We start from the raw sequence: 19521 nt of genomic DNA on the forward strand, positions 1-19521 counted from the left end.
AGGTGAAAATCAAATTCAAACGATTGGATTATCAAGAAAAATGCTTGAATCAGATTTTAGGGGTGTTTAAGGGGATTGATTTGAGGGAGCCAGAAAATGACGCTCAAAGGATTGCTAACCCTGTTTTTGAAACAGAGGTGCTCAAAGGTGTTTTATTAGAAAATATTGAGGATTTACGATCAGAGCAAAAAATAACCCAGGGAAGCGTGGGGATTGAGAAGTCGTTAAACTGCGATATTTTAATGGAAACAGGCACCGGGAAGACCTTTTGCTTTTTGGAATGCGTTTATGCCTTGCACAAAAACTACCATTTGTCAAAATTTATCGTTTTAGTGCCAAGCAACGCCATTAAATTAGGGGTTTTAAAGAGTATTGAAATCACAAGAGAATTTTTTAAAAGCGAGTATTCTAACACGCATTTAGAAAGCTATGAAAATGCAGAAAGATTCATTCTAGCGAGCAACCATAAATGCTGTGTGTTGGTGATGACTTTTTCTGCTTTTAATAAAGAGAAAAACACTATCAATCAATCATGCTTAGAAAACACGAATCTATTCAATGGCGCAAAAAGCTACATGCAAGCTTTAGCCAGTATCCGCCCTATCGTGATCTTAGACGAACCGCACCGATTTTTAGGCGATAAAACAAAAAAATATTTGGAACAATTAAACGCTTTAATCACGCTCAGGTTTGGGGCGACTTTTAAAGATGATTATAATAATTTGATTTACGCGCTAGACAGCAAAAAAGCGTTTGATTGCGCCCTAGTGAAAAGCATTAGCGTGGCGTCTGTGGGGGAGAGTGATGAGTATTTTTTAGAGCTTAAAGAGGCTAACAAAAAACAAAATGAAGCCACGATCAATTACACGAATTTGGAAAATAAAACTCAAAGCGTCAAAGTCAAAACGCATGATAATTTAGGGGCGCTAACTCATATCAGCGCTTTAGAAGATTACATTGTAGAAAACATCGCTAAAAATGAGGTTCGTTTTTTGAACGGCGTTAATTTGTTGCTGGATCAAAAAGAGCCTTTTTCTTATTTTGTAGAGGGCGAGCAAGAAGTGATGCTGAAAGAAGCGATAAAAAGCCATTTTGAAAGAGAAGAAGGGCTTTTTAAAAAGGGGATTAAAGCCTTGTGCATGGTGTTTATTAGCGGGGTGAATAGCTATTTAAGCGAGAATGAAAAGCCGGCTAAATTGGCCCTTTTATTTGAAAAACTCTACCAACAAAAGCTTGAAGAAGTCTTAAAAAAGCCTTTAGATGAAAATTATAGGGCGTATTTAGAGCGCACCAAAGACGCTATTTACAAAGTGCATGGAGGGTATTTTGCTAAAAGCAAGAAAGAGAGCGATGAAGCTAAAGCGATTGAACTCATTTTAAAAGAAAAAGAAAAATTGCTGAGTTTTGATTCCGATCTCAGGTTTATTTTTTCGCAATGGGCGTTGCAAGAGGGGTGGGATAACCCTAATGTGATGACGATTTGCAAATTAGCCCCTAGCCATTCCAATATCACTAAATTGCAACAAATCGGTAGGGGGCTAAGGCTCGCTGTGAATGATAAGGGCGAACGCATCACTAAAGAGCATGTTGATTTTGATTTTGTCAATGAATTAGTCGTGATCGTGCCGCAAGTGGAGGGGGATTTTGTGGGAGCGATCCAGCAAGAGATAAGCGAACACAGCTTGATCAAACAAGAATTTAGCGCAGAAGAGTTAGAAAAAAGCGGCATGGTTAAAAAAGGGTATTACGGGGTTTTATTTGAAACATTAGAGGGTTTGGGTTTTGGAGAAAAAACAGGTGATGAAAGCTTTAAACTCACTCTCAATCAAAACGAATTTTTAAAAAAAGTGCCGGAACTAGAAACATTAAAAGATGAAACATACTTGGATTTTGAAAAATTAAAAGATTTTTTAAAAGATCGTTTGATTGGTAATTCTAGAGTGAGGGACAAAAACGAGCGAAAAACTGAAAAAATCAAAATCAATAAAGAAAATTTTAAAAAATTTGAAACCTTATGGGCGGGTTTGAATCATCAAGCCCGGATCGCTTATGCCATTGATAGCGAGAGCTTGATTGATGAGATTGTTAAAAATATTAATTCTTCTTTTAATGTTAGTTCAAAAATCGTTTCAGTTACGACGCATAAAAAAGTAGAAACGATGGGGAATAACGCCAAAACAGAGATTTTTGAGCGAGAAAGCGCATGCGTGTGGAGCTTGCATGAATTTATCAGCGCCTTGTCTAATAAGGTGAAATTGAGTTTTAAAAGCGTGGCTAAAGTGTTGGAAAACATTGATGAAAACAAGTTTAATGAAATTAAAAAAAACGAACAAGAGAGCTTAAAGCGCTTAGAAGAGCTGTTTTTGGAAATCATTTATCAAAATATTGAAGATAAAATTTCCTATCAAATGCGCGAAACGACGATTAAAAACAGAAAAAACGATGCGTTTTATGATGAAAAGGGAGAGATTAGAGAGTTTTTAGACGGGAGTTTGGGGGCGGATAAATATGAAATTAAAAATCCAAGCGCTCAAGAAAAATGCCTGTATGAAAATTTCATGCAAGTGGATAGCGAGATTGAAAAAGACACAATTGAAGAATCTAACGACACTAAAATCATTGTTTTTGGTAAGCTCCCTAAGGTTAAAATCCCAATAGGGTTAAATCAAACTTATAGCCCTGATTTTGGGTATGTGGTTGAAAACAACGATAAAAAAGTGTTATTAGTGGTGGAAACTAAGGGGGTTGATAAAAAAAGCGAATTGCGCCCTGAAGAAGAGCGGAAAATTTCAACCGCTAAGAAATTTTTTGAAGCTTTAAAAAAGCAAGGCGTGAATATTGAATACCAAACCAAGTTGAGTAATGATCAATTAAGCGCGTTGATCAATGAAGTTTTAAATCGTAAAGATTAGAGTTAATAAGCTCAATTACTCTAATGTTTCACATGGAACAATTTTAAAGAAAAGCGTTTTATTTAAAATTCATACCACTTTTGTTACAATCGTTTTTATCCCATTTTAAAGGCGTTTTATGATGAGTTTCACTCGCATTTTACTCAAGGATTTCATTAAAAAATACAATCCCCCAACACCCACAACAGAAACTATAGAAAAATTTGAAAAAGAAATAAACAGCTTACTAGAAAACGTGCCAAGACAAGATGATGAAGAATTTCAAAAAAATGAAATCAATAAGTTTTTAAAAAATGCCTATGGCTATGACTGCAATACTTATGACAAAGTGGATAGCGCGATCTATGTGGGTAAAGAAGTTCGGGTGCTTATTGAAGTCAAAGCCCTAAATAATAGGAACGAATTCCCCAAAGACAGAGAAAACCCGCTCAGTAAAGCCTTTTGTCAAATGGTTTTTTATTTTTTAAAAGAGATAGAAAACAACAACTCCCTAAAACACGCCATTATTTGCAACGCGCATGAATTTTTCCTCTTTGATTGTAAGGATTTGCTCTTTTTAAAAGAAGATAAACGCATCAAAAAATTCTATAAAAATTACGCTCAAAAAGAAGGCACAGACTCTTCAAAACCAAAATTTTACAAAGATTTAGAACAATATTTGCAAAAAGATTTTCAAGGCGAACTCCGCTACACTCACTTTAATTTGAGCGATGATTTTAAAGAACTTCCTTTGATTTATCAAGTTTTAAGCCAAGAAATCCTTTTAAAACAAAAGAAAACCCTTGACGCTAACACGCTTAACAAAGATTTTTATGAAGAATTGCTCTATATTTTAGGGTTAGAAGAGCAAAATGACAAAGGGAAAATTTTAATCAAGCCCAGCCGCACCGAAAACTCCCTAAGCGCTGCTTTAAAATATTCATATACAAATTTAGAAGATGAAGAAGTCATGGCGTTACTCATCGCTTTGAATAACCGCATCTTGTTTTTACGGCTTTTAGAAAGCCTTTTAATCTCGTTCAAGCATTTTGAAAATCCTTTCTTAACCACAGAAAACTTTAACGATTTCAACGCCCTAAACACCCTCTTTTTTGAAGTCCTAGCTAAGAAAAAAAGCGAGCGTTTAAAAGAAATTAAAGAAGACAAGATCTTAGAAAAAATCCCTTATTTGAATTCCAGTTTGTTTGATCAAACGCCTTTAGAATTAAAGGGGCATGAAATCAAATTGCTCAGTAACAAATCTTTAGAGATTTATCCTAAATCCGTTCTCAAAAAACATAAAGATTATCAAAAAGAAAAAGATTTACCCTTGCTAAAATACCTTTTTGCATTTTTGCGTCTTTATAAATTCACCACCACCCCTAAAGACATTAAAGATAATACCGATACTAGCGAAAGCCGTTTGATTAACCCTAGCGTTTTAGGGCTTGTTTTTGAAAAACTCAACGGCTATAAAGAGGGGAGCTTTTATACCCCAAGCTTTATTACAAGCTACATGTGTAAAGAGAGTATCACGCCCATCGTGTTGGATAAATTCAACGCCACTTATCAGTGGGACTGCGAAAATCTAAAAGCGTTGCGAGAAAAAATAGACAGAAATTTTTCAAATGAAAAAGCTAAAGAATACTTGCAACTCCTTCTCACTTTACGCGTTTGCGATCCGGCGGTGGGGAGCGGGCATTTCTTGGTTTCAGCGCTCAATGAAATGGTGTGGATTGCTTATGAGTTAGGGCTTATTGCTTCCTTGTATCGCTACGATCTTAAATTAGAAAACGATGAAATCATCATTCACTACACGCCAACGGGTGAAATCTTTAACTACAAAAAACCAGATAGCGAAAACGACCCCCACCACCACATCCAAAAGGAACTTTTTGAGCTTAAAAAATCCATCATTGAAAACTGCCTTTTTGGCGTGGATATTAACCCCAATTCTTGCGAAATCACCAAGCTCAGGCTATGGATAGAGCTTTTAAAATACAGCTATTATATTTTTGAAGAGGGTAAGAACACCAACAATCTTGAAACCCTCCCCAACATTGATATTAACATTAAGTGCGCTAACAGCTTGATCTCACGCTTTAATTTGAATGACGATCTCAAAAAGATCCCCAATATTAAGAAAAAAATCCAAGAATATAAAGATCTAGTCGTTCAATACAAAGACCCAAACCCTCTCTATCCCTTAAATAAGCAAGATCTTATCAACAAAATCCAAGACTTAAAAAACACTTTTTCCCTCACGCTTAAAGATCCTAAAACCAAAGCAGAGCTTGAAAAGGCTATTGAAAAACACATCACAAAATACAATGATTTTGCCCTAGACGATAAGAGTTTGCTAGACGGATTAGACATGGGTGTGAGAGTAAAAAATCTTTTTGGCACGCTTAAACTAAGCCCTAAAGAAGAGGAAGAGGCTTTTGCGTCTTATGGGCGTATTAGAGCTTTGAGGAAAAAGCTTGATGATGCCTTGAGTGGTAGAGAGTATCACAATGCGTTTGAATGGCGCTTTGAATTCCCTGAAGTGCTAGACGATGAGGGGGATTTTTTAGGCTTTGATTGCATCATTGGGAATCCGCCTTATATGCAAGTTAAAAAAGGATTGTATTCATCTATTTTTTATCCTTTTAGTGAGGGAAAAGATATTGGAAAACAAAATACCTACAAAATTTTTATTGAGCTTGGTTTTAATCTAACCAAACAAAAAGGACTAATATCTCTTATCACACAAAGTTCAATCATGTGTGATTGTTCTGCACAATTTACGAGAGAATTATTGTTAAAATATTGCCAAATACATTATTTTGTGGAGTTCAATAAAAAACAAAAATTATTCAGCAATGTGATTCAAGGGGTATGCATATTAGAATTTTTAAAAGATAGACCTAGTAAAGAACATGCCTTTAAAATTGCTATCAATAACACTCAAATCCAAATGAACCAGATTCAATATGAACAAATCAAGCAAGATGAAATTTTAAAATTTTTCCCACTTTATGAAATACCGCTAATTAAAAGCGGGGAAATGGAAATTGTTAGAAAGATCAAAACAGACAAGATTTTACTTAGAGATTTATTGGAAAAATCTCTACAAGGCAACATTAACACCATACATTTAAAAGATATTCAAGATCAAAAAGAAACTAATGGTCGTATTTACAAGGGTGCAAATTGCCACAGGTATTTTTTAGACACGCAATATTTATTTGCAAAAGATAATCAGATCACTCAACAAATTTTTGAAAAAAATTACTATCAAAATATCATCGTAACACAAAATATTACAGGGACTTCAGACGCTTATCGCATTCATGCTAATCTTATAGAAGTAAAGAATCAAGAAATGCTTTTTTTGGATACTTGTAATCTTTCATATTGTAAAGAGCGAGAGCATGCAAAATTTCTTGTTGGGTTGCTAAATTCTAGACTTCTTGATTGGCTATTTAGAAAAACAAGCACTAATAACCATGTTAATTTATATGAACTTGAAACTCTTCCAATCCCACAAATCACCAAATCAAACAAGCCTACAGCCGATAAAATCACCGATTGCACGAAGCAAATCCTAGCGCTAAAAGAAAAAGATCCTAAAGCCAACACTCAAAGATCAGAAAAAGAAATTGACGCTTTAGTCTATCAGCTTTACAACCTCACCGATGAAGAAATTAAAATTATTGAAGACGGGCAGTGAATGGAAAAGTTATTTGAAAAGATATTGCATGAAATGAGATCAAGGATTTCTTTTCTGCTTGCTTTTGTCGTTTCGCTTATTGTTTTTATTGTAAATCCAAAAGGGGTTTTTCACTTTATTTTTGAGTCTATTTTCCAATACACTCAAAACAAAATCCTTTCTTTTTCTTTTTCTTTTTCCTCTATTTTCCTTTTCTTTTACTCTTTTTTCTTTATTGTTGGTAAAGTATATCGTTGGTGTGAAGTTAAAAAATACGAACAAGATCTAATAGATCAAAAAATTGCCCTTAAAATTCATCAATTCCCTGATAAGATAAAAAAAGAACTTTATGAATGTTATTCTAAAAAACAAAATAAAATTCCTAGAACAGATGAGCTTGATCGTTTGATAGGTCGTCTTGATTTAATAGGTTTTTTTAAGTTGAGAAATTTTTTTGAACCAACAGAAAGCGATTATATTGTCAAACCAGATGTTTTAAGGGCTATAAAAAAATACCATGAAATTGCTTTTAAATCTATCTATTGGCAACAGAACAAATAAAAAGCACTTGTTCTTTGTCTAAGAAACACCCCCCTTTAAAAAAGGGGGACTCTTGAAAAACTATCGTTTGATTTTTAATTCCAAACAAAACCCTAAAAAACTGATTTTTAGGTATAATGTTTGAGTATTTACTATGATTTTTTCTCATAGAAGTCTCCTAGACAAACTTTACCCCCTAATCTCTAGCAAAATAAAAACTAGGGGGTGAGCGTTATTTTATCCTAATCTTACAAAAACGATTTTTATAAAAGCTTTAAATCACTAATTTAAAATCATATTAAAAAACTTCACAAGAAATAAAAAACGCTTTACCTTAAAGGAAACCCCTTAAATAGGGGAAACCTTTGGCTTAATGGGTTTTTTTAACAACGATTTTAACCCTATACTTAAAAAAAGTATTTTTAAGTATAATACAAGGGCTTTTTACCATGTTTTTTGGACATAGTAATCCTTTGAAGGTAATTTACCCCCTAATCTCTAGTGGAATAAAAATTAGGGGGTGAACATTATTTTATCCTAACCCTTAAAACAAGCAAGAACAATCAAACGCCATTTAAAGATTAAAAAAGCTTTTTCTAACGCATGGCTTTGGAATAAAACCATATAAAGAATAGTGGGGGGCGTGGTGTTTAAAGCAAACGCCTTAAAAACTAAAAAATACGATAAAATCGCTTTTGAATCTGTATATTGGCAACAGGAAAACTTTCAAAAAGAGAGTAATGTTAGTGGAAGAATTAAATAAAAAAGTGGCTCTTGTGTTAAAAGGATTGTTAAAAAATGAAAAAAGCGAGTAAGCTTTTAAGAAATTTGATTTATTTTGATTTTTGAGTTATAATGCACCTACATTATAAGGGCTTCAGTAGCCCACTTTTTACAAACTACTTAGATTTTCAAAATCTTTGTTCCCAATGCTTTTGATCAAGTCATCTAGAAATAAGGTAATTTTATTAGGCTCAACACCAATCACTAAAATTTTGTCCATTGGAATGTTTTCTGTTTTTCCATTGAATGGTGTGGGGTTATTCGTGGGCGGTTGTTCGGTTGGATTTTGAGTAAGTTTTCCCAATGATACGCGCGATTTCTAATCGTCCATAACAAGTTTAAAGCAATATGGGCTTTAATATAATTGTAAAGAAGGCGTTTTTTGCCTTTAATAAGCAAGGTATCTTTATTTTCGTGATAATAAGCTCTAAAACGATACGCTCTCAAATCTAATATTACCCTCTCTAATGTATAACAAAAAATAAGCCTGATCACTGCCCCTAAAGACATTTTAGATAAAATCAAAGAATGCGTGATTTCTTTTTTCTTTTCTTTTTGTTCGTTAATTAAATCTGTTAAAGAATTTTCATTAAACACCCATTCGCTCCCTTTCATTTGAGTCAAGCAATAGTCTAAAGCGTTGCGTAAATAAATCTCTAAATTAGAAATTTTAGGCGTGATGAAAGAAATGAGTTTTAAATTTTCTTTGTATTGCTCTAGGCTGTCATAAGCGGCTAATCTTTCTTCAGATAGAATGAGCGTAATATTATTTTTAAAATCTTGTAAATCTTGCATAGTATTTTCTTAAAGTCCTTTTGATTAAGGACTCAATAAGTTTCACAGAAATCATTTTAATTCTTAAACAAAGACTCTAAAGCTTCTACCCCTACTTTTTGCGTTTCTTTTTCGCTTTCATTTTCTGCGTTTTCTTTCACGCTAGGAATGGTTTCAAACTCTATGTGATAGCCTGTAAGCATGGACGCTAAGCACACATTCACCCCGCCTTTACCGATAGCCTTAGATTTTTCAACGTCTAACAAGCGCACTTTAGCCCTTTGCAAATGGTTATTGACGATAAAACGCTCTTGAATGGATTCTTTTTCTTCAGCACTCAATTCTTCTATAGGGATTTTTTTAATTTCAACGCTTAAAATTTTGGCTGGAGCGAGTGCGAGAGTGATATAAATTTCAGGCACATTAGAATACTCTATGCAATCAATGTTTTCTTTATTCAATTCGTTACTGATCGCATTAATGCGCACGCCCTTAACCCCCACCGCCGCACCTATGGGATCAATCCTAGCGTTATGGGAAAAAAAGCTCACTTTCGCTCTGTTGCCTGGGATTCGCGTGCAATGGATGATTTCAATTTCTTTATCTTTAATTTCAGGGACTTCTAATTCCAACAAAGCTTCAAGCATTTTAGGGGTGGTGCGGCTCAGCTCTAATAGTAAGCCTTTTTTTGTGCGTTTGACTTGCGTTAAAACCGCTTTAATGCTATCGCCCACTTTAAAACTCTCGCCCTTAATGCGATGGCGCATGGAAAGAACGCCCTGAAATTGCTGCTCAATCTCAACAAAGGTGTTTTGATTGTGATCCACTAAAATCACTCGCCCCATTAAAACGCTGTTGAGACGCTTTTGAAACGCTTCAAAGTGGCTGTCTTCTAACGCTTTTTCTAACTGGTATTGCAAATCTTTAAAAAGGCGGTTGATCGCTCCTTGTTTCATGCTCTCCAAACTCAAGCTGTAAGACAATTCGTCTTTAATCTTAACGCTTGGATCCATTTCTTTGGCTTTAGACAGGCTGATGTATTTAGAAGGATCGTTAATTAACCTTTCATCATCATCTTCTAAAACTTCCACCAACTGGATAAGCTGGAGCTGCTTGTTTTCTTCAACCACCAAGTAGCGCGCTAGGGGGTCTAACTCATTTTGCGCCATTTTTAACAAACAGTCTTGAATCACTTTTGAAATCATCTCTTTAGGCAAATTTTTTTCATACGCAATGCATTCTATAAGATCGCTGATTTTTTCCATTCTTAAGTTCCTTTAAATTGATGTTCTGTCGTTTTCTGTCATTCTGTTGTGGGGGAGCGGCGCGTTTAAAAGAAATTCTATTATAGCGAATTTTTAAGCCTTGTTAAGGATTTCTTTTAAAACCAGAGCGATTTTTTCCAAATCTTTTTCATTCAGGCTAAAGACTTCAAAGCACACAAATTCGCATGAAATTCTTGTAATAACGCCTTTTTGAAAAAGCTTTAAATAAAGTTTCTCACTATTTAAAGCGCGGGTGTTTTTGGGCTGGATTTTCACGCAAAAGGATTCTAATTCTCTATCGGGCAAATTCCCTATTTTAGAAAAGCTAGAGGCTATGCTCACATTCAATTCTAAAGGCTTTAAAAGGGCGTAGAGTTTGAGGGCTTTTTGCAATAAGGCGTCTTTAGTTTGGTTTAATAACGCATGGATTGCAATTTCTTCTTGATGATTGACCCATGCTTTTAGGCTGCAAAAAAGCAAGGTGAGCGTGATCTTATCCGCTCTCAAGGCTCTATAAAGGGGGTGGTTTTTTAACATTTCAACCCATTCTTTTTGCCCCATAATAATGCCGGCTTGAACGCTGTTAAAGCATTTATCCGCGCTAAAGCTTAAAAGCGATGGTTTTAGGGCTAAAACCTCTTCTAAAGCCGTTCTATTTAATAAATCCACATCCCCTAAATTGTAATAATCAATCAAATCATGCTCTTTAGCCAGGGCTTGCAAATCTTTAAAGGGCGTGTCTTTTTGAAAAGCGGGGTTGTGGGTTTTAAAGAGCATTTTGCTGTTTTCATTCAAGGCCAAGCGGTAATCCCTTAAATAAGTGCGATTAATATTCCCCACTAAATGCAGCCTAGCCCCACTACTCAATAAAATATCTTTAAGGTTAAAATCCCCCCCCACTAATTCGCCATAAGAAACAATGATTTCTTTTTCTTGCGCTAAAGCGTTAGCGATGAGAAATACCGCACTGGTGTTGTTATTCACAATCAAAACCTCTTCAGCGTTAAAACACGCCTTAAAAAGCTGTTTTAAGGGGGTTAAGCGGTTCGTTTTTTTAGCGGTGTTGAGATCGCATTCTAAATCAATGGGTTGGGTTAAAACTTCTTTTAAATAAGGTTCAATTTTTTCATAAAATTGCGGGCTAAAAAACGATCGCCCATGTTTTTCATCAAAAACGCTCGCGCTCGCGTTGATGATTTTTTGATAAGGGCTTTTCAAAAGATCCGGGGTTATTAGGAGCGTTTCTTTAGTCGTGATATTAGCCATAATAAGCGCGTTTGGTTCCTTTTTTGAGAGTTAAAATAAAGCGTTATTTTAATCTAAACCCGCTAAATTTTTGATAAAACTACTTTTTTAAAATCCTTAAGAGCGTCTTAATGAGTTTGTTGAGCGAGCGGAATTTTTTCCATAGAGTTTGGCGGTTTCTATAGGGCTTTTTCATGTTTGTTTCCATGTTCAAAATTCAAAAAGAAATCCTAAGATTTCTTTAATTTTAGAACTGATAGGATACCTCAAAACGCGCGTTAAATCCAGGGGCTGGGAGCGCCATGCGTTTATTTTTAGGGATCATATCGCTCGCTGGAGCGTCCGCGCTCGCTTGCCACACGGAAGCCTGGCTGACATATTGCTTATTTAAGATATTGTTAAACACGGCTGAAATCCTTAAACCCTGCCATTTTTTAGAAGTGGGGGTCCAGTTGATAAAGACATTATGCACGCCATACCCGGGTTTATGGATTTTCATCAAGCCGTATTGGGGGTAGTAGATAGAATAGCCTTCATAGAACATATTGGTTACAAAGCGTGAGAGCCAAGTTAAAGTAAGCCCCCATTTGTGGATATTGTAATCGGCTTTTAAGATAAACACATTCCCAGTCGTGGCGGCTAAAGCGTAAGTATCGGCTAATAAATGCCCCCTAGCTGTCGGCCAAGAGCGAGCTACTGAGAAAGTCCCTACGAAATTTTTATATTGCACATTCCCTGAAACTTCATAACCATAAATATTAATGGTTTCGGGTAAATTCCCTGACATGTTTTTTGCAGTCGCGTTACCCCCACCATTTTTAGAAGTGTCTTGCCCGTAGCTGTTGATGAAGTTATTGATGACTTGATAGAACGCTGCCCCGCGCACATTGAAATACTTGCTGTTGTAATCCACATTGAATTCCACATTTTGACCGATCGCAGGGCGCAAGTTCCTTTGATAAATCACCGTAGGATCGCGCATCAAAACGCCATCGCCAGGCAAAGCCCCCTTAGTTACATACGCATAACTCACTTTCAAGCCAATGCTTTCAATGGGGTTATAAAGCACGGTTGCAGAAGGCGAGAAACCAGAAGTTACATGCGTGCGGCCGTTTTTATCTAGCAAGGTGTAAATATCATAACGAGTTCCCGCACCCACGATCACATTGCTTAAAATATTGTAGTTCGCTTGCATAAACCCTCCGATGATATTACCGATCGCATGCGAATTTTGGGGCATGTTACGATAGAGCGGGTTAGGCGTGTTTAGATTTTGAGGGTATTGAGAGCTTTGATCGGTGTAGTAATGGCGGTAAGGCAAGCCCGGCCCATTAGGGTCGTTAGGGTCAATATTGTTTTTATAATAGCCGTTTTTGCCTTTATCCAGTCCAGAGAAAACGCTCAGGTTTTGATAAATCATGCCGTATTCAAACACATTCCCATAATCTTCGCTAATGGGGTGGGTTACTTTAAAATTAACGCCTGAGTTGATTAAGAAAATCCTTCTGGCTAAAGTCCCCTCAGCGTCCGCATTCCCTAAAGTCCAATCGTTTGCACTAGGGTTTTGAGCGTTAGGGGGGGTCATGTCATAATCAGGATTTTTAGGGACAAGCCCATGGTAAATACTAGATCCTGTGGAAATTGCAGAAGCGCCTTGCCAATTGATCGAACCCGGCTGCCCATAGCCTATTTGATAGCCTCCATTAGAAGGCCTGATAGCCCCTTGCGTGCATTGGCTGATATTATCCGGATTGTTACACCACTCTTTCACTTCAGGGATATAATCCGGGTTGGCTGGCTCATTAGAATTGTAAGCGAAAGGATTCACCACAGGGTTATAATCGCCCCCCCTTACCCCTAAAAAGGCAGTGGATTCAACGCGCGGCTGACTAAAACTAGTGCCTCCATCATGCTTGTATTTCAGGCTCAAATTGTGGTTGAAGTTGATCGTATGGGCTAATTCTTTCCCAAAGTCAATCACAAAAGGCGCTGGCTGGCTTCCTGGGTCATTGGCTTTGGAGAGGGCTGAAGTGGTGTTAGGGCGTAAAAGCCTGGTGGAATTTTCCCTTGTCATGTTGTAGCTTAAGCTGATGGTATCCGTGTCGTTGATATAGCCATTGACTTTACCTAAAACGCTATTGACTTCACTCGGAGTCCCTACGCCAATGTCGCTATTGCTCGGATCTTGCAAGTCAAAAGTAGGGTGGAAGAGATCCCTAAAAGCGTTGTTCCCGTCTCTGTAATAAAAAATATTTTGATGGTTGTAATAAGCGAGTATGTCCCAATTTTTACCCCGGTAAGCCGCAGTGGCGTTCATGCGATACCCAAAGTTGGTATAAAAGCCCGCTTCCGCTTTAGCCCCATAAGTTTGATTCTTTCTTAAGAAGTCGTTAGCGTCAATCGTGGTGAAAGACAATTTACCCGCAACCGCACCTGGTCCTGCTGAAGCGTTCGCCGCCCCCTTAATCACTTCCACTTCTTTAATCATATTAGGATCGATCACGGTGTTAGCGTCATGGTGGAAAATGTTACCATTTTGAGCGACGCCATCTATCGTTACCCTTAAGAGACGGCTCTCAATCCCCCTAACATAGATTTTTTGCGCCATCAAGCCCCCACTTGCCACATTCACATCCGCTCGAGTCCTAAAAATATCACGGATTTGGTTACTTTGGCGCTGTTGGAGCTCTTTCCTTTCAATATACATTTTATTGTTGTATTCAAAAGTCCTTTCACCCTTAGTGGTTACCTTACCCAAAGTGTGGGTTGTTTCTTGAGCTTGCAAATTGCTAGCGACAATACAAGAGACAAACACGATACGAAATTGATTTCTAAGCATTTCTTTTAGCCTTTTTATTTACTTTCTTCTAAAAATTTAGTCAAGTTTTAAACCTAAGGTTATTATTACATTATTCTATTTAATAATACCTTAAATTTGTTTTAGGATTAAGAAAATATGAAGAAAAATGTGATTAAAAAAGTTTTAGCATTTTATTGAGTGGCTGATTACTGAGCGACCGAATCGATCACTATGCGTGAAGAAGCGCTGCTGATCCCTCTTAAAAAAGTTTGAGAAGACACATTGATTTCAGCGTTCTGGCGGAAAATATCGCTTGGCTGGTTGCTCTGGCGTTCTTCTAAGTCATGGCGTTTGATAATGATGGTGTTCCCCCATTGAAAGGGTCTATAAGCGCGCTTTTTTTTAATGACAAAATGAGGTTCTAAATCTAAAAATTGCGTGTAACTGGGGAAATATAACGGCTCTAATAAAGGGTTTATGGGGTGCGCTTTTAAAACAATAACGAGGAAAAAGAGGCTAAAGATTGGTTTCATAGTAAATTTTCACGCTCGCCCCCACTTGAGAATTGGGAGAAATTTCTAACTTGCTGATTTTCAAAAAAAGCTCAGAGATTTCACTATAGCGCGTTTTTAAAACATGGCTCAAATCTTTCAGGGCGTCTTCAATGAGAAGATATTGTTTTTCTTGCATCATCTTTTGAATAAGCTCTTGGATTTCCATGTAGTCTAAATAAGCCTTATTGGGTAATTCCGTGTAGAAAAGATCCACATTCACGCTTATTTTTTGGGGTTTTAAGCGTTCAAACTCTAAAATCCCTAAAATCGTTTCAAACACCAAATGGTGGATATGGACGCCTTGTTTAGTTTTCATAAGATTTTCTTTTCTTTACCGGTCAATAAATTAAAAATATTGCCCAAATGCTTGATAAGGGTAAAAATAAAAATCAATACCATAGGCGTTTGCGTGCCGACTTCTTTAAGGATATTGACGCTATCTGGGATATGCATATAAGGCACAAAAAAGATAAGAACAGTCGCTGTGCCTACCCCTAAAATGCTAGCGAGTGAAGAGATTTTAAGCACCTTACCCACAAAAAACCACACCGTCAAGCCGATCAAGCTTTCAATAGGGATGAGTAACACCACAGAGCCCATGATCGTAGAAACGCCCTTGCCTCCATTGAAATTCAAAAAAGGCGAATAACAATGCCCTAAAATACTAGCGATAGCGACCATCCATTGCAAACTATAATCCAACCCAAACAATTTGCTCAAAAACACCGCGAACATGCCTTTGAATAGATCCAAGATTAAAACTAATAAGGCCATTTGTTTAGCGTTACTCACGCCCTTACTTTGTAAGGCTCGCAAGACATTCGTCGCGCCAATGCCCCCCGATCCGATTTTAGTAATATCCATGCCGTAAAAGATTTTCATTAACGCATAGCCAAAAGGAATCCCCCCAATCAAATAACCCAAAAGGGTGAAAATCACATTGATATTGGTTAGGAAATTTAAAACGCTTTCCATAAATACCCTTTCAAATAAAATAGCGATCATTATAACATGTTGCTTTTTAAGTGAAAGCGTTAAGTTGTTAGGGTATAGTGGCTTAAAAATTTTAGGATATTGAGAATGCTTGAAACTTCTAGCCATTTTTTAAAATCGTTTCGTTTGAAGCGTTATATAGGGTTTTTATTGATTTCTTTAGCGTTATTAATCACGCCCTTTGTTCGTATTGATGGGGTGCATTTGTTTTTGATCTCCTTTGAGCATAAGCAACTGCATTTTTTAGGCAAGATCTTTAGCGCTGAAGAATTGCAAGTCATGCCTTTTATGGTTATTTTGCTTTTTATAGGGATTTTTTTCATCACCACTAGCCTTGGGCGTGTGTGGTGTGGTTGGGCTTGCCCGCAAACCTTTTTAAGGGTGCTTTATAGAGATGTGATTGAAACCAAGATTTTCAAACTCCATAAAAAGATCAGCAACAAACAAGAAAGCCCTAAAAACACCCCAAGCTATAAGATCCGTAAAGCGTTGAGCGTTTTATTGTTCGCTCCTGTTGTGGCGGGGCTAATGATGTTGTTTTTCTTTTATTTCATCGCCCCAGAAGACTTTTTTATGTATCTTAAAAACCCTAGCGATCACCCTATTGCTATGGGTTTTTGGCTTTTTAGCACGGCTGTGGTGCTATTTGATATAGTGGTGGTTGCGGAGCGTTTTTGCATTTATTTATGCCCTTATGCTAGGGTGCAATCGGTGTTGTATGACAATGACACCTTAAACCCTATTTATGATGAAAAGCGCGGCGGAGTGCTTTATGACAAGCAAGGCCATCTCTTTCCCTTACCCCCCAAAAAACGCAGCCCAGAAAACGAATGCGTGAATTGCTTGCATTGCGTGCAGGTTTGCCCCACGCATATTGACATTAGAAAGGGCTTGCAATTAGAATGCATCAATTGCTTAGAATGCGTGGATGCATGCACGATTACCATGGCCAAATACAACCGCCCTTCACTCATCCAATGGTCTTCAACTAACGCTATTAACACGCGCCAAAAAGTGCGCCTAGTGCGTTTAAAAACGATCGCTTACATGGGGGTTATCGCTATTGTAATAGCTCTTTTAGCCATCACTTCGTTTAAAAAAGAACGCATGCTCTTAGACATTAACCGCAACAGCGATCTGTATGAATTGCGATCTAGTGGGTATGTGGATAACGATTACGTGTTTTTATTCCACAACACGGACAATAAAGACCATGAGTTTTATTTCAAAATTTTAGGGCAAAAAGACATTCAAATCAAAAAGCCTTTAAACCCTATCGCCATTAAAGCCGGGCAAAAGATCAAAGCGGTAGTGATTTTACGAAAACCCCTAAAAAGTAACGCTACAGAATACAAACGCGCTAAAGACGCTCTAATCCCTATTACTATACAAGCTTATAGCACAGACGATAAGAATATTACGATAGAAAGGGAATCGGTGTTTATTGCACCAAGTGAGAATTGAAGCCTAAAACTAGCGCTCAATCACTTCATAAGGCAAGCCTTGTTTGATCAATTCTTCCATGAAGGGATCGGTGTTTAATTCTTCTATGTTAAACACCCCAGCCCTAAAATGATCCGCACTCCAAGTGTCATTACAAATCATTTTAGCCGCGCACATCGCTGGCACGCCGGTGGTGTAGCTTATGGCTTGCGAACCCACTTCTTCATAGCATTTTTTATGATCGCACACGTTGTAAATGTAGAGCGTTTTGTCTTGGTTGTTTTTAATGCCGGTCATATAGCACCCGATGTTGGTTTTACCGGTGGTGTCTTTGGCTAGAGTGGCTGGATCAGGAAGCAAGGTTTTTAAAAATTGTATCGGCACGATTTTTACGCCTTGATGCTCTATTTCTTTAATGCCTAGCATGCCGACATTTTCCAAGCATTTCATGTGGGTTAAATAATTTTGAGAGAAAGTCATAAAAAACCTCGCCCTCCTCAAGCCTTTAACGTTTTTGACTAACGATTCCAATTCTTCATGGTATAAAAGATACGAATCCATTTCGCCAATCTGCGGGTAAGCCCACACTTGCTTGATTTCTAAAGGCTTGGTTTCAATCCATTTGCCATTTTCATAATAACGCCCTTTAGAGCTGACTTCTCTCAAATTGATTTCAGGGTTAAAATTCGTGGCAAAAGGGCGTTTGTGATCCCCAGCGTTGCAATCTAAAATGTCTAAAGTGTGGATGGTGTCAAAATGGTGTTTTTGAGCGTGAGCGACATAAGCGTTCGTAACGCCCGGATCAAACCCGGCCCCTAAAACCCCTAAAATCCCTGCTTCTTTATAAGCCTTATCAAACGCCCATTGCTCTTTGTATTCAAATTTCGCTAAATCCGGGTGCTCGTAATTGGCGGTATCAATGTAATGCGTTTTAGTCTCTAAACATGCTTGCATGATCGTTAAATCCTGATAGGGTAACGCCACATTAACAACGACTTTAGGCTTGTATTTTTGGATTAAAGCGACTAAGGCTTGCGTATCATCAGCATCCACTTGCTCAACGCCAATTTCCCCCAAACCCTTTTTGAGCATGCTTTCTTTAATCGCATAGCATTTGTCTAAGCTCCTGCTCGCCAAAATGATATTTTTAAAAACGTCTCTGTTCATGCCCATTTTGTGTGCCACGACACTGCCTACGCCACCAGCTCCAATTTGTAATACTGTATGCAAGGAACACCTACTTTCTAACTAATCTCGTTCTTTTAGGGGGCTATTATATTATAATAAGATAAATTTGATAACAAGGATACAGGCTTGCAAGAAATTAAATTAGACATTTATGCCACTTTAGTGTGCATGGTTTTGGTGTTGCTTTTGGGGCGTTATGTGATTTCTAAAGTCAAGTTTTTAAGAGATTATGATATTCCAGAGCCTGTTGTGGGTGGGGTTTTAGTCGCTTTTTTTATCATGTTAGCGCGTCAGTTTTATCATTTTGGCTTGCAATTTGATTCTTCTTTAAAAGATCCTTTAATGCTGACTTTTTTTATCACCATTGGTTTGAGTGCGGATTTCAAATCTTTACAAAAAGGCGGGAAAATGCTTGCGGTTTTTTTGCTGGCTGTGGCGGGGTTTGTGGTGTGCCAAAATGCAGTGGGGATTTCTATCGCTAGCCTTTTAGGGGTCAATCCTTTAATGGGGCTTTTAGGGGGGTCTATCGCTTTAGTGGGAGGGCATGGCACTAGCGCGGCATGGGCTAATTTTTTCACCCAACCACCTTATAATTTTAGCTCCAGCTTAGAAGTGGGTATGGTGTGCGCGACTTTTGGCTTGGTGAGCGGGGGGATTATTGGAGGGCCTGTCGCTAAATATTTGATCTCAAAATACAAACTAGAGCCTAAAGACACTAAAGAAAAAGACACTTTAGAGGGCGTGGCGTCTAAAGGCTTTGAAACCCCTAAAGAGCAGCGCCTAATCACCGCATCCAGTTTTGTAGAAACTTTAGCTTTGATTGCGATCGCTTTATTGGTGGGGACTTTTTTATCGCATTTGATGCCTAAAAGCTTCACCTTGCCGACTTTTGTGTGGTGCTTGTTTGTGGGGGTTATTTTAAGAAATGCCTTGTCGTTTTTTAAAATCCATAGCGTGTTTGACAGAGAGGTTTCAGTCATAGGGAATGTGAGTTTGAGCTTGTTTTTAGCCTACGCTTTAATGAGCGTGAATTTATTGGAATTGTTAAAACTCGCTGTGCCACTAGCGGTTATTTTGAGCGTTCAAGTGGTATTTATGATCCTTTATGTGGTGCTTGTAACCTTTAGGGTATGCGGGAAGGATTATGATGCGGCGGTGTTGTGCGCGGGGCATTGCGGTTTTGGGCTTGGAGCGACTCCAACGGCTATGGTGAATATGCAAACCATCACCAACCACTACGGGCCATCGCATGTAGCGTTTATCGTCGTGCCTTTAGTGGGAGCGTTTTTTGTTGATATTATTAACGCTTTAGCGATTAAAGGCTTTTTGCTTTTGCCTTTTTTCCCTAGTTAAA

At 37.6% G+C, this 19521-nt stretch carries 12 protein-coding genes and 1 pseudogene; 5 read left to right on the forward strand and 8 right to left on the reverse strand.

Features of this window, described 5'->3' with window-relative positions; translation table 11 throughout:
• Positions 1 to 2 precede the first annotated feature (2 nt).
• The 3 genes from I6852_RS01030 (at position 3) to I6852_RS01040 (ending at position 7143) form a co-directional block, all read left to right on the forward strand.
• Positions 3 to 2912, forward strand: a complete 2910-nt coding sequence (locus tag I6852_RS01030; RefSeq protein ID WP_197291645.1) for a restriction endonuclease — start codon at positions 3 to 5, stop codon at positions 2910 to 2912.
• A gap of 118 nt (positions 2913 to 3030) precedes the next feature.
• Entirely contained in the window at positions 3031 to 6603 is a 3573-nt protein-coding gene (locus I6852_RS01035; protein WP_197291644.1) for a type IIG restriction enzyme/methyltransferase, read from the forward strand.
• Positions 6604 to 7143, forward strand: coding sequence for a hypothetical protein (locus I6852_RS01040; RefSeq protein ID WP_197291643.1), 540 nt, complete (start codon positions 6604 to 6606; stop codon positions 7141 to 7143). It begins immediately after the preceding gene.
• Between the two features lie 871 nt (positions 7144 to 8014).
• Here I6852_RS01040 and I6852_RS01045 read toward each other — a convergent pair.
• The 7 genes and pseudogenes from I6852_RS01045 to plsY all read right to left on the reverse strand — a co-directional run bounded on the left by I6852_RS01045 (position 8015) and on the right by plsY (position 15518).
• Positions 8015 to 8700, reverse strand: a pseudogene (locus I6852_RS01045) (CAAX protease).
• Between the two features lie 56 nt (positions 8701 to 8756).
• Positions 8757 to 9944: a transcription termination factor NusA gene (gene nusA / locus I6852_RS01050; RefSeq protein WP_197291642.1), complete on the reverse strand. Its 1188-nt coding sequence runs from the start codon at positions 9942 to 9944 to the stop codon at positions 8757 to 8759.
• A gap of 93 nt (positions 9945 to 10037) precedes the next feature.
• Positions 10038 to 11210, reverse strand: coding sequence for an aminotransferase class V-fold PLP-dependent enzyme (locus I6852_RS01055; protein ID WP_197291641.1), 1173 nt, complete (start codon positions 11208 to 11210; stop codon positions 10038 to 10040).
• 226 nt (positions 11211 to 11436) lie between these two features.
• Entirely contained in the window at positions 11437 to 14028 is a 2592-nt protein-coding gene (locus I6852_RS01060) for a TonB-dependent receptor (protein WP_197291640.1), read from the reverse strand.
• A 167-nt stretch (positions 14029 to 14195) separates the two neighbouring features.
• Positions 14196 to 14522 carry a Plug domain-containing protein gene (locus I6852_RS01065; protein ID WP_147745736.1) on the reverse strand — a complete coding sequence of 109 codons (327 nt, stop codon included), beginning with the start codon at positions 14520 to 14522 and terminating at the stop codon, positions 14196 to 14198.
• Positions 14506 to 14859, reverse strand: a complete 354-nt coding sequence (locus I6852_RS01070) for a FolB domain-containing protein (RefSeq protein ID WP_079295751.1) — start codon at positions 14857 to 14859, stop codon at positions 14506 to 14508. Before I6852_RS01070 ends, I6852_RS01065 begins: the two co-directional genes overlap by 17 nt.
• Positions 14856 to 15518 carry a glycerol-3-phosphate 1-O-acyltransferase PlsY gene (plsY, locus tag I6852_RS01075; protein WP_231626076.1) on the reverse strand — a complete coding sequence of 221 codons (663 nt, stop codon included), beginning with the start codon at positions 15516 to 15518 and terminating at the stop codon, positions 14856 to 14858. Before plsY ends, I6852_RS01070 begins: the two co-directional genes overlap by 4 nt.
• A gap of 105 nt (positions 15519 to 15623) precedes the next feature.
• Between plsY and ccoG the strand changes: the two genes are divergently transcribed.
• Complete coding sequence (ccoG, locus tag I6852_RS01080; RefSeq protein WP_197291639.1) at positions 15624 to 17000, forward strand: cytochrome c oxidase accessory protein CcoG; 1377 nt, start codon at positions 15624 to 15626, stop codon at positions 16998 to 17000.
• A gap of 9 nt (positions 17001 to 17009) precedes the next feature.
• On the opposite strand, the gene I6852_RS01085 is transcribed toward ccoG, so the two are convergent.
• Entirely contained in the window at positions 17010 to 18209 is a 1200-nt protein-coding gene (locus I6852_RS01085) for a saccharopine dehydrogenase family protein (protein WP_197291638.1), read from the reverse strand.
• Between the two features lie 84 nt (positions 18210 to 18293).
• Here I6852_RS01085 and gltS point away from each other — a divergent pair, with 84 nt between their 5' ends.
• Complete coding sequence (gltS, locus tag I6852_RS01090) at positions 18294 to 19520, forward strand: sodium/glutamate symporter (RefSeq protein ID WP_079340187.1); 1227 nt, start codon at positions 18294 to 18296, stop codon at positions 19518 to 19520.
• Position 19521: the final 1 nt, after the last annotated feature.

The sequence above is a fragment of the Helicobacter pylori genome (assembly GCF_015904775.1).
GTDB classification, from domain to species: Bacteria; Campylobacterota; Campylobacteria; order Campylobacterales; family Helicobacteraceae; genus Helicobacter; species Helicobacter pylori_DM.